We start from the raw sequence: 13,717 nt of genomic DNA, 5'->3' as shown, positions 1-13,717 counted from the left end.
ACGCGTGCCCCTCGCCGATCGAGGGGAGTGCTGTGGCCGTCCGCGCCATCCGGGGCGCCACGCAGGTGGACGCCGACGACCGCGAGGAGATCCTCGCGGCCACCCGCGAGCTCGTGAGGACCGTGATCGAGCGCAACGGCCTGACCTCCGAGGACCTGATCAGCATCCTGTTCACCGCCACCCCGGACCTCGTCGCCGAGTTCCCGGCGCTGGCGGCGCGGGAGCTGGGGCTCGGGGACGTCCCGCTGATGTGCGCGACCGAGATCGACGTGCCGCACGCGCTGCCGCGGGTGCTCCGGCTGATGGCGCACGTGGAGACCCCGCGGCCGCGGGCGCAGGTGCAGCACGTGTACCTGCGGGGGGCCGTGGCGCTGCGGAGGGACATCGCACAGTGAGCGAGCGGAGCGAGCGGATGAGCGCTGTGCGGGTCGGGTTCCGCGGGCAGGTGACCCTCGACGGGCCGTCGGGCACCGGCAAGTCCAGCGTGGCGCGGGCGGTGGCCGCCCGGCTGGGCGCGGCCTACCTCGACACCGGGGCGATGTACCGGGCGGCGACCGTCGCGGTGCTCGACGCCGGCGTCGACCCGGAGGACCCCGCGGCCGTGGCCGCGGTGGTCGGCCGGGCGCGCATCGAGGTCGGGACGGCGGCCGACACCGAGCTGGTGCAGGTCGACGGCGTGGACGTGGCGGCGCGCATCCGCGGGGCCGAGGTGACCCGGGCGGTGTCGGCGGTGTCGGCGGTGCCCGCCGTCCGCCGGCAGCTGGTGGACCAGCAGCGGACCCTGGTGGCCGAGGCGGACGCCGTGGTGGTCGAGGGCCGCGACATCGGCACCGTCGTCCTCCCCGGCGCGACGCTGAAGGTCTACCTCACCGCCGCCCCCGAGGCCCGGGCCGAGCGGCGGGCCGCCCAGCTGGGCATCACCGACCCCCGGGAGGTGCGCGCGCTGGCCGCCGACCTGCGCCGCCGCGACGAGTACGACAGCAGCCGCGCCGACAGCCCGCTGCGGCCGGCCGCCGACGCGGTGGTCGTCGACAGCACCGACCTCTCCCGCGAGGGCGTCGTCGACCGGGTGGTCGAGCTGGCCACCTCGGCGGTCGGGGCGCGGTCGTGAGCGTCGAGGGCAGCGGCGGGCCGCTGCCGGTGGTGGCGGTCGTCGGCCGGCCCAACGTGGGCAAGTCGACCCTGGTCAACCGCTTCCTCGGCCGGCGGGCCGCCGTCGTGCAGGACGTGCCGGGGGTGACCCGCGACCGCATCGCCTACGAGGCGCTGTGGAACGGCAAGCGGTTCACCGTCGTCGACACCGGCGGCTGGGACCCTCGCGCCGCCGGCCTCGGTGCCTCGATCACCCGCCAGGCCGAGCACGCGATGCGGACCGCCGACGTCGTCGTCCTCGTCGTCGACAGCTCGGTGGGCGCCACCGACACCGACCTGGCCGCCGCCCGCGTCCTGCGGCGCAGCGACCGGCCGGTCCTCGTGGTGGCGAACAAGGTGGACGACGAGCGCAGCGAGGCCAACGCCGCCGAGCTGTGGTCGCTGGGCCTGGGCGAGCCGCAGCCGGTCAGCGCCCTGCACGGCCGGGGCAGCGGCGACCTGCTCGACCTGGTGCTCGACGCGCTGCCCGAGGCGCCGCGCGAGCAGCCCGAGGCGGGCGGCCCCCGCCGGGTGGCCCTGGTCGGGCGGCCGAACGTCGGCAAGTCCAGCCTGCTCAACCGGCTGGCGAAGGACGAGCGGTCGGTCGTCGACGCGGTCGCCGGCACCACGGTCGACCCGGTGGACTCCATCGTCACCCTCGGCGGCGAGGAGTGGCGGTTCGTCGACACCGCGGGGCTGCGGCGCAAGGTGCACACCGCCAGCGGCACCGAGTACTACGCCAGCCTGCGCACCGAGGCCGCCATCCAGGCCGCCGAGGTCGCCGTCGTCCTGCTCGCCGCCGACGAGGTGATCAGCGAGCAGGACCAGCGGGTGATCAGCCAGGTGGTGGAGGCCGGCCGGGCACTGGTGCTGGCGGTGAACAAGTGGGACACCCTCGACGAGGACCGGCACGCCCAGCTCGAGCGGGAGATCGAGCGCGACCTCGCCCGGGTGCGGTGGGCCTCGCGGGTGAACATCTCCGCCACCACCGGGCGCGGGGTGGGCAAGCTCGCCCAGCACCTGCGCGACGCGCTGGCGTCCTGGGAGACCCGCGTGCCGACCGCGGAGCTGAACACGTTCGTGCGGGCCCTGGTGCAGGAGACCCCGCCGCCGGCCCGGGGCGGCCGCGCGCCGAAGATCAAGTACGTGACCCAGGCCGACGTCCGCCCGCCGCGGTTCGTGGTCTTCTCCACCGGGTTCCTCGAGGCCGGGTACCGGCGCTTCCTGGAGCGCAAGCTGCGCGAGCGGTTCGGCTTCCACGGCACGCCGATCGACATCTCGGTGAAGGTTCGCGAGGGGCGGGGCACCGACCGGCGCGGCTGAGCCTCACAGCCGGGAGCGCCAGTCCTCCCGCAGCCGGTAGCCGCGCCCCCGGACCGCCTCGACGGCGGGGGCCACCGGGCCCAGCTTGCCGCGCAGCGTGTGGACGACCGCGTCCACCACGTTGCTGCCCCCGGCGTACTCGGTGCCCCACACCTCGCGCAGCAGCTCGGCCCGGGTCACCGTGTGCCCCTCCCGCTGCCGGAGGTGCTCGAACAGCCCGAACTCCAGCGGCGTCAGGGCGACCGGGACGCCGCCCACGGTCAGTGCCCGGCTCTCGGCGTCGAGAGCCGGCTCCTCGGCGACCCCGAGCTCCCGCCCCAGCAGGTCGAGCAGCCACCCGTCGACCGAGCGCTCGCCGAAGTCCAGCACGACGGAGGTGTACTCGACGCCGTCCAGGGCCACCGGGGCCGCGGGCAGCGGTCGGAAGCCCAGCTCCCGGACGACCGGCCAGAAGGACGGCACGTCGTGCACCACGACGTACATCCGGCGGAGCACGGGGCGCAGGGCCAGGTACGTCCGCTTGACGTCCAGCCAGCAGGCGGCCTGCATGGGGCCGGGCGCCTCGCCGCGCTCCCGGTCGAGCCAGCGGCGCAGCCCCAGGGCGAGCTCGCCGCGGCCGAGGGGGTGGCTGCGCAGGTGCCGCGCCCACGACTCGACGACCGGGTCGTCGCCCACGGGCGGTCGCTGCAGCTGGGCGCTGCGGAGCAGGAGGAAGAAGCCCGCGCTGCTCCCGTCCCGGTCGCGGCAGACGGAGAAGGCATCCGGTGCCACCGTCCACCACCGGGTCAGGATCCGCGCCGACCGCACCCCGTCGTGCCGACGCGCGATGGTCTCGACCGCCGGGCCGTCGAGGGCGGTCGCGGGCTCCACCGCGAAGGTCTGGGCGTCGCTGGGGAAGAAGGCCTCGCGGACGACGGGGTTGTCGAGGAGGTACAGGATGTCGGCGGTGTAGCTCCACAGCTCCGCGGGAGCGGCCGCCCGCATCTCGGAGCGCAGCCGTCGCCAGGCGGCACGCCGGTACTCCCGGTACCGGACCGGGTCGGTGCTGCGCAGGTGCCCCGCCACGGCGTCGCGGACGGCCTCGTGCACGAGCGTGCCGTCCCGGGCGGGGACGACGAACGGCAGGCCGAGCAGCCGCTGCAGGGCGAGGGCGCCCTCCCCGTCCAGCATCGCGTCGAGCAGCGACCCGGTGGCCCGGCGCACGACCGAGGCGGCCTCGAGCGCGCGCCGGGTGAGCGGGTCCTCGACGTCCTCGAAGTACAGCCGGGTCAGCTCCTCGACCACCCGGCTCAGGGCCGCCTCCTCCAGCGCGAGCCGGGGGTTCTCGACGGCACCGGCCGAGGCCAGCACGAGCGCCAGCGGATGCCCCCGGGCGATCCGGTTCAGCCGGGCCGCCTCGGACGCCGGGACCCCCTGCCGTGCCAGCAGCGCGAGCGCGTCGGTCTCGTCCAGCGGGCCGAGCGGGAGGGAGGAGAAGTCCGGGACGCCGAGCCAGGCGGCCAGGGGACGTTCCCGGCAGCCGACCACCAGCGCGACACCGTCGGGGAGCGCCGGGACGAGCACGTGCCGGAGCCAGGTGTCCATCAGCCGGAAGTTCTCGTACTGGTCCAGGACGAGGACCGCCGGGGCGCGGGCCCGCAGGTGCGCCAGGAGCGCGTCGATCCCCGTGCCCCCGCCGGCTGCCCGCAGGAAGCCCCGCTCGGTCGGCTCGACGGCGCGGCAGTCGAGGGCGACCACGTGCATCCCGCGGGCCCGGGCGTCCTGGGCCACGGCGGTCAGCAGCGCGGACTTGCCCACCCCGGGCAGGCCGTGGACATACGTCGTCCCGCCGGCCCGCACCGCCTTGGTGACCAGCGCGAGCTCACGCTCCCGTCCGACGACGACGGGACCGGTGCGGGACCGCAGGGCCGTCCCCATGCGCGCAGCCTGCCACCGGGCGCGGGGACGGCAAGATCCGGAGGTCCCTGTCCGGCCGACGCCCCGGGCGCCCCGGGCGCCCCGGGGCGCTACCGCGGATCTCATCGACCTCTCATCGACCGGTCATCGGTCCCGCCCGGCGCCGCCCTAGCGTCGCCCGTGCCCGCCCGCCGCGGGGACCTCGAGCACCAGGGAGGCTGAGATGGGACACGGGAACGCGGTGCGGCCGAGGGTCGTCGCCGTCGGTGCCGGCGCGGTGCTCACCTGCGCCCTGGTGCCGGGCACCGCCCACGCCGATCCCGACCACAGCGACTGGATGCGGCCCGCGCCCATCCCGCCGGTCGCGGCGGTGGCCTCCGAGCCGCTGGCCCGGGGGGCCGCGGGCGAGTTCGCCATCCAGGACCGGGAGACGGGGGTCCGCGTGGCGGCGACCGAACCGACGGACGTGGTGCTGGTCCGGGCCACGCTGCCGCCGGAGAGCTCCACCGGCTGGCACCGGCACGCCGGGCCGTCGGTGGTGGTGGTGAACAGCGGCACGCTGCGCATGGTCGCCCCCCAGCACGGGGACGGGCACGGCTGCTCCGAGGAGACCTTCGCGTCGGGGACCGCGTTCGCCCACCCGTCGAGCACGCACACCTTCGCCAACGACGGCCCGGAGCCGCTGGTCTTCTCCATCGTCTACTTCGTCCCCGAGGGGGCGAGCCCGGCGCCGATCCCGGCCGACCCGCCGCACGGCTGCTGAGGCCGCACGCCGGCGGGCCGGGGGGCAGGCTGCCTCCCGGCCCGCTCAGGGGGGACGGCCGTGAGCCGGCGCCCGCGCGGGGATGCGGACCGTGGGCCGGGGTCCGGCCGGCCCCCGGCGGTGCGGTAGTCTGCTCAGGCAGCGCGCACGGTGACACCGCGCCGCGCTCGGGCTGTAGCGCAGCTTGGTAGCGCACTTGACTGGGGGTCAAGGGGTCGCAGGTTCAAATCCTGTCAGCCCGACAGCGAAACCGCAGGTCAGGGGTCGTATCCGGAGATGTCCGGGACGGCCCCTGACCGCTATCGAGGCAGGTCGACCACCGGTGTGGCCACCACCAGGTCACGCATGAGTGGGCGCACGACGTCCATCCGGGTCTCGGCGGGTGGGGGAGCACGTGTGCCGCTCCGGGCCGGGGCACCCCTCCGGCCGCCGCGCTGCGACCGGCTGGCCGCCCGGCATCGGACCGGGCGTCGGCGCGGGCAGCGGCACCGGTCATCAGACGTCAGCCCGGCAGTAGCCGCAGGCGGACCAGGCGGATGTCCACCTCACCGCCAGGGGCTGCGGTGGCCAGGGCGTCGGTGAGCCGGCGCAGGGCCCTGCCGTGCTCGCGGGCGTAGTCGCGCAGGAGCGAGGCGGCATCCTCCTCGCCGAGCAGCTCCGCCCGGGCGGGCCGGTCGCGGATCCGGCCGGTGCTGACCCGGACGGCCGGGTTCGCCTCCAGGTTGCAGTACCACTGTGCTCGCCGGCCGAAGCCGGAGGCCACGACGACGTGGTCGGCGTCCGGGCGGGACAGGACCTCCACGAGGACGTGCCGCCTGCGGCCGGACGTCCGGCCGACGTGCTCCAGCAGCAGGAACCGGGGGCCGAGCAGCCACCCCAGGCGCAGCCGGTACAGGAGGATCGGCGCGCGCACCAGCCGGCGGGTGCGCAGGAGCCGGCCGGCCACCCGGGCGGCGACCTGCTGCGTCATCCCGCCGCCCGGAACTCGGCCACCAGTACGTCCTTCTGCCCTCGACGTCAGCCTCGCCTCCAGCGGACGGGTCCGGTCGCGGTCGGCTGCGGCCCGCGCTCGTGCATACCGTCCGGCCAGCGCCGCCAGGCCGGCCGCCGCCGCGGTGCCCGCCGCCTGGGCCACCGTCGCTCCCAGTCGTCTCCGGTGCGTCATGGCAACCTCCGCGTCCCATGGGGAGGACGGGAGCGGCGCGCACCCGTGGGATCAGGAGCCGGTGGGGGACCGCCTCGTCGTCTCCGCGGGATCGACGACCTCCCCGCAGGCCTGGCAGGTGACCTCCGGGACCAGGAGGTGCCCGCAGGTGTGCTCGAGCACCAGCGGGGGACCCTCCGGGCCGGCCAGGTGCTCGTCGCCCCAGCGCAGCAGGGTCAGGATGACCGGGTAGAGGTCCCTCCCGGCGGTCGTGAGGTGGTACTCGAAGCGCTGCGGGTGGTCGCTGTACCGGTGACGCTGCAGGATGCCGGCCGCGACCAGTGTGCGGAGCCGGGCTGTCAGCGTGTCCCGCGGTGCACCGGTGCGCCGGATCATCTCGTCGAAGCGGCGGTTGCCCAGGAAGACCTCGCGCACGGCCAGCAGTGCCCACTTCTCGCCCACCACCTCGAGCGCGCGAGCGATGGAGCAGACGCGCGGGTCCGCGGGTGCCGCCATCCTGCAAGGCTATCGCGTGAAGTCTGACATCTGGACGGACTCCCTCCGGTCGGGCTAGCGTGCGTCCAGAATTCGGACCGACCCGGAGGGGCCCTCCATGAGGCTTGGCACGAGGTCGTCCTCATCCGCTGCACCCGAACCCCGGTCGAGCGGTGGGACGGCGGGGGTCGTGGCGGTGCTGGCCATCGCGGTGTTCATGTCCAGCCTGGACCTGTTCATCGTCAACCTGGCGTTCCCCTCGATCGGACGGGAGTACCCGGGGGCGGAGCTGGGCTCGCTGTCGTGGGTCCTCAACGCCTACACGATCGTGTTCGCGGCAGTGCTGGTCCCCGCCGGGCGTTGGGCCGACCGGGGCGGGCGCAGGCGCGCCCTGGTCGCGGGCCTGGCCGTGTTCACCACCGGGTCGTTGCTGTGCGGCCTGGCCCCGGGGGTGGGCTGGCTGGTGGCGGCCAGGACGGTGCAGGCGGTGGGGGCCGGTGTGATGGTGCCGGCATCGCTGTCGCTGCTGCTGGCCGTCATCCCGCACCAGCAGCGCGCCCGCGCGCTCGGGTCCTGGTCGGCGATGGGCGCCCTGGGCGCGGCCCTGGGGCCGGTGATCGGTGGTGGCCTGGTCGAGATCGGCTGGCGCTGGGTCTTCTGGGTGAACCTGCCGGTGGGGGTCGTCGCGATGCTGCTCGCCCTGCGCCTGGTGCCCGAGAGCCGGGACGAGGCGCGGGGTAGCCGCCCCGACCTGCTCGGCGCGCTGTTCCTCGCGCTGGCCGTCGGCCTGGTCGCCGGGGCGCTGGTCGAGGCGGCGGACCGGGGCTGGGCATCGGCCGGCGTCCTGGGCCTGCTGCTGGCGGCGGCCTCGTGCGCCGGAGCGGTCGTGGTGCGCTCGCTGCGCCATCCGGCGCCGGTGTTGGAGCCGGGCCTGTTCCGGTCCCGCACGTTCTCCGGGGCCGGAGCGGCGTCGGTGCTGTACTACGCGGCCTTCGGTGCCTTCCTCCTCAACACCGTCGAGTTCCTCACCTCGGTCTGGCGCTACACGCCGTTGGAGGCGGGCCTGGCCATCGCCCCGGGGCCGCTCATGGTGCTGCCGTTCGCACGGCTGGTCGCGCCCCGGCTCATCCCGCTGCTGGGCGGGGTCGGGCGGGTCGCCGCCCTGGGCTGCGTGGTGGGCGCGGCCGCGCAGGGGCTGTGGCTGGTGCTCCTCCAGAGCGAGCCGGCCTACGCGACGCACCTGCTGCCGGCGCAGTTGCTCGGGGGGGCCGGGGTCGGGCTGGCCATCCCCTCGCTGCTGGGAGCCGGGAGCGCCGGACTGCCCGCGGCGCACCTGGGCACCGGGAGCGGGATCCTGAACATGGCTCGGCAGGTCGGCACGGTGCTGGGCGTGGCTGCGCTCGTCGCGGCGCTCGAGGTTCCCGCTCCCGATCCGCTCACCGCGTTCCGGCACGGCATCTCCCTGACCATCGCTTTCTTCGTCGCGGCGGGGGCCGTATGCCTCGCCGTCCTGGCCCGGCGCGGCCGGCCGGCCGCGGTGGCCGCTGCGGCGTCCCACCCCCGACCGGAGGAGATGGCCTGAGACCGGGTGAAGGCCCACACCCGACGCCTGGGACGATCCGCGGTCGCGGACCGTCACCTGGTGGGACCCGGTGGTCGGCGCCCGGGCGATGCGCGGTCTCAGCGGCCGCGACTGCCTGCGGGCGATGATCGACGGACGGCTGCCCCCCGCACCGATCGGCGGGCATCCTGCCGGCGCGCTCGGCGGCTCTCGCCCACGCCGGTGGCCTGCCCGGTCCCGCGTCGCACGTCGGCGGCCGGTCCCACCGAGCGGTCGAACACCACCAACGGGAGGAGTTCCCATGCTGATGCAGGTGGCGGAGGGCGTCCTGGTCCACCGGAGCGAGCTGCTCCGGAACAACGCCGTCGTCGTGCAGGGGCGGGCCGGCGTGCTGCTCGTCGACCCGGGGATCCGGGGCGAGGAGATGGCCTGCCTGGCACGGGACCTGTCCGAGCTGGGCCGGCCCGTCGTGGCGGGCTTCGCGACGCACCCCGACTGGGATCACGTGCTCTGGCACGCCGACCTCGGTGACGCGCCCCGCTACGGCACCGCCCGCTGCGCGGCGTACCTGCGCGACCTGCGGTCGGACCCGGACTGGCGGGCCCGCGTCGCCGAGGGGTTGCCGCCGGAGATCGCCGAGGAGGTACCGCTGGACCTGTTCGGCCTGGTCACCGGTCTGCCCGCCGGAACCGCGCGGGTCCCCTGGGACGGCCCCCGGGTCCGGATCGTCGAGCACCCGGCCCATGCCCCGGGGCACGCCGCCCTCCTGGTCGAGGAACGAGGCGTCCTCGTGGCCGGCGACATGCTCTCCGACGTCCTGGTCCCGATGCTCGACGACCCGGGCGACACCGGTTACCCGGTCGAGGACTACCTCGTCGGGCTGCAGGTGCTCGAGGGCGTGGCGGACGACGTCGACGTCGTCGTCCCCGGTCACGGGTCCGTCGGCCGGGGGGCCCGGGTACGCGCCCGGATCGAGCAGGACCGCGCGTACGTGCGTGCCCTGCGCGACGGCCGGGCTCCCGACGACCCGCGGATCGGTCCCTCCGTCGAGCCCGGTTGGGAATGGGTGCGCGACGTGCACGCCGGGCAGGTCCGGAGCCTCGCCCGGCGGCGGGCGCAGGACGGGATCCCGGGGTAGCGATCGGCCGGCGCCGAGGAGGGTCCGGGCCGCGGCCTGGGTGTGCCCGCGCCGCCGCCGGGGAGGCGGCGGCGCCGCGCAGCGTCGGCATCGGCATCGAGCCCCGGGGGGAGGACCGAGCGCGACCGCGGGGGTGGCCGCGGCCGCTAGCGTGGGCTCGCCAGAGCCGAGTCCCCCCGTTGGGCCGTGTTGCGAGGACTGCCGTGTCCATCCGGACCCCGGACCAGCGACTCCGGGTCTTCGTCAGCTCGACGATGCAGGAGTTGGCCGCCGAACGGGTGGCCGTGCGCGCTGCAGTCGAGCGACTGCGGCTGACCCCGGTGCTCTTCGAGCTGGGGGCGCGGCCGCATCCCCCGCGTGAGCTCTACCTCGCGTACCTGGAGCAGAGCCACGTGTTCGTCGCCGTCTACTGGCAGCAGTACGGGTGGGTGGCGCCAGGTCAGGCGCTCTCCGGTCTGGAGGACGAGTACCTGGCGGCGGGGGGCAAGCCGAAGCTGGTCTACCTGAAGACGCCGGCCCCCGACCGGGATCCGCGACTGTCCGCGATGATCGACCGGATCCGGTCGGACGGCCTGTCCTACCGCAGCTTCGCGACGGCGGACGAACTCGCCGCGCTGGTGGCCGACGATCTCGCCGTCCTGCTCAGCGAGCGGTTCGACGCCCCGGAACCCCCCGCGGACGGCGAGCCCGCCGTCAACTGGCAGCTACCCGCTCCGGTCAGTTCGCTGATCGGCCGGGAGCACGAGGTCGCCCGGCTCCGCGAGCTGCTGACCGGGCCGACCACCCGGCTGGTGACGCTCGTCGGGCCGGGCGGCATCGGCAAGACGCGGCTCGCGCTGCGCGTCGCCGGGGAGGTCCGGAGCGCCTTCCCCGACGGGGTCGCGGCCGTACCCCTCGACGCCGTGCGATCACCGGACCGCGTGGCCGGCGCGGTGGCGACGGCACTCGGCCTGGCGGACGGGGGCGGGCCGTCCCCGCAACGAGCCCTGACGGTGTTCCTCGGACCGCGGCGCGTGCTCCTGGTGCTCGACAACCTGGAACAGGTCGTCGGGGCGGCACCACTGATCACGGAGCTCCTGTCGGCAGCCGGGCGGCTCACCGTGCTGGCCACCAGCCGAGAGGTCCTCCACCTCACGGGTGAGCGCGTGGTGCTCGTGCCTGCGCTGCAGACGGCCGATCCCGGTGCACCGCTCCAGGCGGCCGTCGCGAGTGAGGCCGTGCGGCTGTTCCTGGATCGGGCGCGGGCCGCCCGCGCCGACCTGGACCTGGACGGGCCGCAGCTGCAGGCCGTGGTCGACATCTGCCGACGACTCGACGGGTTGCCGCTGGCGATCGAGCTGGCAGCAGCGCGGGTGCGGCTGCTGGAGCCGGCGGAGATGCTGCGGCGGTTGGACTCCCGCCTCGCCGTCCTGACCGGAGGGGCCCGTGACCTCCCGGAGCGCCACCGCACGATGCGCCGGACGCTGGAGTGGAGCCACGACCTGCTCGGCGACGGTGAGAAGGTGTTGTTCGCCCGGCTGGCCGTCTTCGCCGGGAGCTTCTCCTTGTCGGCGGCGGAGTCGGTGTGCGGGGACCGGCGGGTACCCGACCCGGTCGACACGGTGGGGTCTCTCGTCGACAAGAGCCTCGTCCGCCTCGAACACCCCGCCTCCGGAGAACCACGGTTGGCGCTGCTGGACACCGTTCGCGAGTTCGCCTCGGAGCGGCTGGTGGCCAGCGGTGAGGCCGAGCGGGTGCGCGCGGCGCACGCCGAGTTCTTCCGCGCCCTCGCGTCCCGGATCAGGTCCCGGGAACGGGAGTCCCTGCACGCGTCGACAGCAGGGGACTTCGTGGCAGACGCCGCGAACTTCGACGCGGCCATGCGCACCCTGCTGGATCGGGACCGGGCAGCGGCGGCCGCACTCGGCCGGAGCCTGTGGCAGTTCTGGTGGCTGCACGGCCTCTTCCGCCGGGGCATCGGCTGGATGGACGAGTTGTCGGCGCGCGGGTCGGAGCTGGCGGCCCCCGTGCAGGCCGACGCATCGCTGGTGCTCGGGATGCTGACCTTCGGTCTGGGTGACGGTGGTCGCGCGCTGCCGGCATTGCGGACGGCGGTCGAGCTGTACCGCGGCCTCGGCGACCGTCACTCCTCTGCTCTCGCGCAGATCCCCCTGGGTCTCCTGGTGGCGGGCACCGACCCCGGTGCCGGTCAGGAGCTGCTCGCGTCGGCCGTCGCCGCCTTCCGGCAGCTCGACGAGCCGTGGGGGCTGGCCTTCGCCCTGCTCTCGCTCGGCGGGGCCAAGCTGTTCCGGGACGAGCCGGAGGAGGCGGTGCCGCTGCTCGAGGAGAGCGTCGCCCTGGCCCGGAGGACCGGGACGGAGGTCTTCCTCGGCAATGCCCTGGTCAACCTCGGCCTCGCCCTCACCGAGCGCGGGGATCTCGACGGCGCAGCCCGGGTCCTCCGCGAGGCGTTCGGGCACGGCCGCGGCGTGGGCAGCCGGGAGACCGCAGCCAGGGCGCTCGAGGGACTGGCGAGCGTCGCCGTGGCCTCGGAGGACCTGGACGGTGCTGCGCGTCTCGCCGGTGCTGCGGAAGGCATCCGCCGGTCGATCGCGGCCGCCGTCTTCCCCACCGACCGGTCGGTCTGGGCGCGTACACGAGCCGCCCTCGAGAACAGGTGGGGCGAGGCGGGCGCTGCCGCCCGCATCGAGGTGGAAGCCGGCCGCCCCGTGGCGGAGCTGCTCTCCGCCGACCGGTGACGGCGACCACCGACCGGTGGGAGCGAGCGGAGCGGGCCACCCGCCCGCTCCGCACCAGCCAGGCAGTTCCGCCGGTACGGATCCGTCCTCCTGGTGGCCGGCGTGCCGACCGTCGGCGTGGGCCTGGTGCGGCACGGGTCCGGAGCCGGGGCCGGGAGCCGGCGACGGTCCTCAGCCGCGTCCCGCGGTCTCACCGCCTCCGCGGGCCGGTCGCAGCCGCGCTGGCCAGGCGGGCGGTGGCGTCGTCCCACGAGATCGGCAGCTGGCTGCCGGGCACCGTCCAGCTCACGAAGCGCGTGGCGCCCATGTGCGGACGGAGCTTGCCCATCACCGCCCGGTGCGGCATCGCCCGGACGAAGGCGCCCAGCGCGTCGTGGTCCGCCCAGGCCGACAGCGTCCAGAAGGTCTTGGCCAGCGGCTGTGCGCGCAGGCTGTAGCCCATCAGGCCGGCGGTCCGCTCCAGCTGACGGACGACCGAGACGGTCAGTCCCATGAACCACGGGACCCGCGTGATCGAGCGCAGGGGCAGGCGGCTGGCCAGGACGACGTAGTCGGTCGCGGGCTCCGGGGTGGCGGCGCTGCGCCACGGGATGGTGGGCATGTCAGGCCTCCGGTCGAGGTGCTGCGGGGGGAGACGGGAGCTGGAGCGGTCGGGAGATCCGCCGGTAACGCGGGCGGAGCCACAGGTGGTGGAGCAGCCGCAGCAGGAGTGGTTGCGCGGCCAGCAGGCGGGCGCGCTCCTGGGGGGTGGCGTGGTCGAGGACCCACGGGCCGGCGAACACCACGGCGCGGGCGCCCACCACCTTCCAGGCCGCCCTGCCCAACTCGGTGAACTCCTCCGCGGTGAAGGCGCGCCGGTAGCGGGAGAACGCGACGTCCTCCTCGTGGCGGGTGTGCGTGTCGATGATCTCCCGCAGCGCCGCGGCCGCGAGGACGGCCTCGGCAGCCTCCCGCTCCCAGGACGGACCGCCGGCCGCCGACGCCAGCCCACCGAGGCTCTCCCGCGCGACGGTGAGGCGGTCGGCCAGGATCCGGTGCTGCCCCTCCAGCTCTCCGTCGGCCCGGGCGAAGGACGGGTCCCGTTCCAGCAGCGCCGGGTAGACCACCGCCTCCTCCGCGGTGTGGTGGTCGTGGATCGCGCCCTCGTAGCGGGCGTACCAGGCGGCCACCGCCTCCAGCCGCTCGCCGTCGGACGGCTGGGCGGCCGCGACCAACCGGCCCAGGCGCTCGGCGTCGGCCCGCATGGCGCGGTGCTCCAGGTAGCTGGGGCGCAGGTCGGGTTCGAGCTGGGTGGTCATCGCGCCCCCTTGCAGCGGCTCCGTCGGGTGGATCGACGCTAGGGCCGAGGGGTGCGGGGACGCACCGGCGAAAATGCCGGGATCCGTCGCCGGGCGCGACCTCAGCCTCGATCCACCGTCGATCTTGGTGGAGTCCGCGAGCGCCTGATCTGATCTTGGTTGGCTGGCGTGGCCGTGGGTGAGCCGCCGGTCTGTCCGGCTCTTCCACTGTCGGTCTCCGTCGGGCCCGG

12 protein-coding genes and 1 tRNA gene are annotated in these 13,717 nt (G+C 75.5%); 8 read left to right on the top strand and 5 right to left on the bottom strand.

Annotation, left to right across the window (positions count from 1 at the left end):
- Window positions 1-32 precede the first annotated feature (32 nt).
- Genes aroH through der form a run of 3 tightly spaced genes read left to right on the top strand, consistent with a single transcriptional unit; the run spans window position 33 to window position 2,454 of the window.
- Window positions 33-395, top strand: a complete 363-nt coding sequence (aroH, locus tag D0Z06_RS22360; RefSeq protein ID WP_117379756.1) for a chorismate mutase — start codon at window positions 33-35, stop codon at window positions 393-395.
- A gap of 17 nt (window positions 396-412) precedes the next feature.
- Entirely contained in the window at window positions 413-1,111 is a 699-nt protein-coding gene (gene cmk / locus D0Z06_RS22355) for a (d)CMP kinase (protein WP_117379787.1), read from the top strand.
- Complete coding sequence (gene der, locus D0Z06_RS22350) at window positions 1,108-2,454, top strand: ribosome biogenesis GTPase Der (RefSeq protein WP_117379755.1); 1,347 nt, start codon at window positions 1,108-1,110, stop codon at window positions 2,452-2,454. The genes cmk and der overlap by 4 nt, the downstream gene beginning before the upstream one ends.
- Window positions 2,455-2,457: 3 nt before the next feature.
- Here the strand turns inward: der and D0Z06_RS22345 are convergent, their stop codons facing one another.
- Window positions 2,458-4,371 carry a winged helix-turn-helix domain-containing protein gene (locus D0Z06_RS22345; RefSeq protein ID WP_158580061.1) on the bottom strand — a complete coding sequence of 638 codons (1,914 nt, stop codon included), beginning with the start codon at window positions 4,369-4,371 and terminating at the stop codon, window positions 2,458-2,460.
- Between the two features lie 202 nt (window positions 4,372-4,573).
- Between D0Z06_RS22345 and D0Z06_RS22340 the strand changes: the two genes are divergently transcribed.
- Window positions 4,574-5,113, top strand: coding sequence for a cupin domain-containing protein (locus tag D0Z06_RS22340; RefSeq protein ID WP_117379753.1), 540 nt, complete (start codon window positions 4,574-4,576; stop codon window positions 5,111-5,113).
- A 168-nt stretch (window positions 5,114-5,281) separates the two neighbouring features.
- Window positions 5,282-5,355, top strand: a tRNA-Pro gene (locus D0Z06_RS22335).
- Between the two features lie 260 nt (window positions 5,356-5,615).
- On the opposite strand, the gene D0Z06_RS22330 is transcribed toward D0Z06_RS22335, so the two are convergent.
- Both D0Z06_RS22330 and D0Z06_RS22325 read right to left on the bottom strand, forming a co-directional pair.
- Entirely contained in the window at window positions 5,616-6,083 is a 468-nt protein-coding gene (locus tag D0Z06_RS22330) for a nitroreductase family deazaflavin-dependent oxidoreductase (RefSeq protein WP_117379752.1), read from the bottom strand.
- A 246-nt stretch (window positions 6,084-6,329) separates the two neighbouring features.
- Window positions 6,330-6,773 (bottom strand): winged helix-turn-helix transcriptional regulator, encoded by a 444-nt coding sequence (locus D0Z06_RS22325; protein ID WP_117379751.1) that lies wholly within the window; start codon window positions 6,771-6,773, stop codon window positions 6,330-6,332.
- Window positions 6,774-6,942: 169 nt separating this feature from the next.
- Between D0Z06_RS22325 and D0Z06_RS22320 the strand changes: the two genes are divergently transcribed.
- The 3 genes from D0Z06_RS22320 (at window position 6,943) to D0Z06_RS22305 (ending at window position 12,189) form a co-directional block, all read left to right on the top strand.
- On the top strand, window positions 6,943-8,334 hold the full coding sequence (locus D0Z06_RS22320) for an MFS transporter (protein WP_199522476.1): 1,392 nt from the start codon (window positions 6,943-6,945) through the stop codon (window positions 8,332-8,334).
- A 280-nt stretch (window positions 8,335-8,614) separates the two neighbouring features.
- Window positions 8,615-9,451, top strand: coding sequence for an MBL fold metallo-hydrolase (locus D0Z06_RS22310; protein WP_117379786.1), 837 nt, complete (start codon window positions 8,615-8,617; stop codon window positions 9,449-9,451).
- 203 nt (window positions 9,452-9,654) lie between these two features.
- Window positions 9,655-12,189, top strand: a complete 2,535-nt coding sequence (locus D0Z06_RS22305; protein ID WP_158580060.1) for an ATP-binding protein — start codon at window positions 9,655-9,657, stop codon at window positions 12,187-12,189.
- A 190-nt stretch (window positions 12,190-12,379) separates the two neighbouring features.
- Here D0Z06_RS22305 and D0Z06_RS22300 read toward each other — a convergent pair whose 3' ends face one another.
- Together D0Z06_RS22300 and D0Z06_RS22295 are read right to left on the bottom strand one after the other, a co-directional pair.
- The gene (locus tag D0Z06_RS22300) at window positions 12,380-12,790 is read right to left on the bottom strand and encodes a DUF3291 domain-containing protein (RefSeq protein WP_117379748.1); all 411 of its coding nucleotides are present in this window, start codon (window positions 12,788-12,790) and stop codon (window positions 12,380-12,382) included.
- A 1-nt stretch (window position 12,791) separates the two neighbouring features.
- Entirely contained in the window at window positions 12,792-13,487 is a 696-nt protein-coding gene (locus tag D0Z06_RS22295) for a hemerythrin domain-containing protein (RefSeq protein WP_117379747.1), read from the bottom strand.
- Window positions 13,488-13,717: the final 230 nt, after the last annotated feature.

Source organism: Geodermatophilus marinus (assembly GCF_003428645.1).
Lineage (GTDB): Bacteria > Actinomycetota > Actinomycetes > Mycobacteriales > Geodermatophilaceae > Geodermatophilus.
The sequence above is the reverse complement of the archived record's forward strand: the minus strand, read 5'-3'. Positions and strand labels throughout refer to the sequence as shown.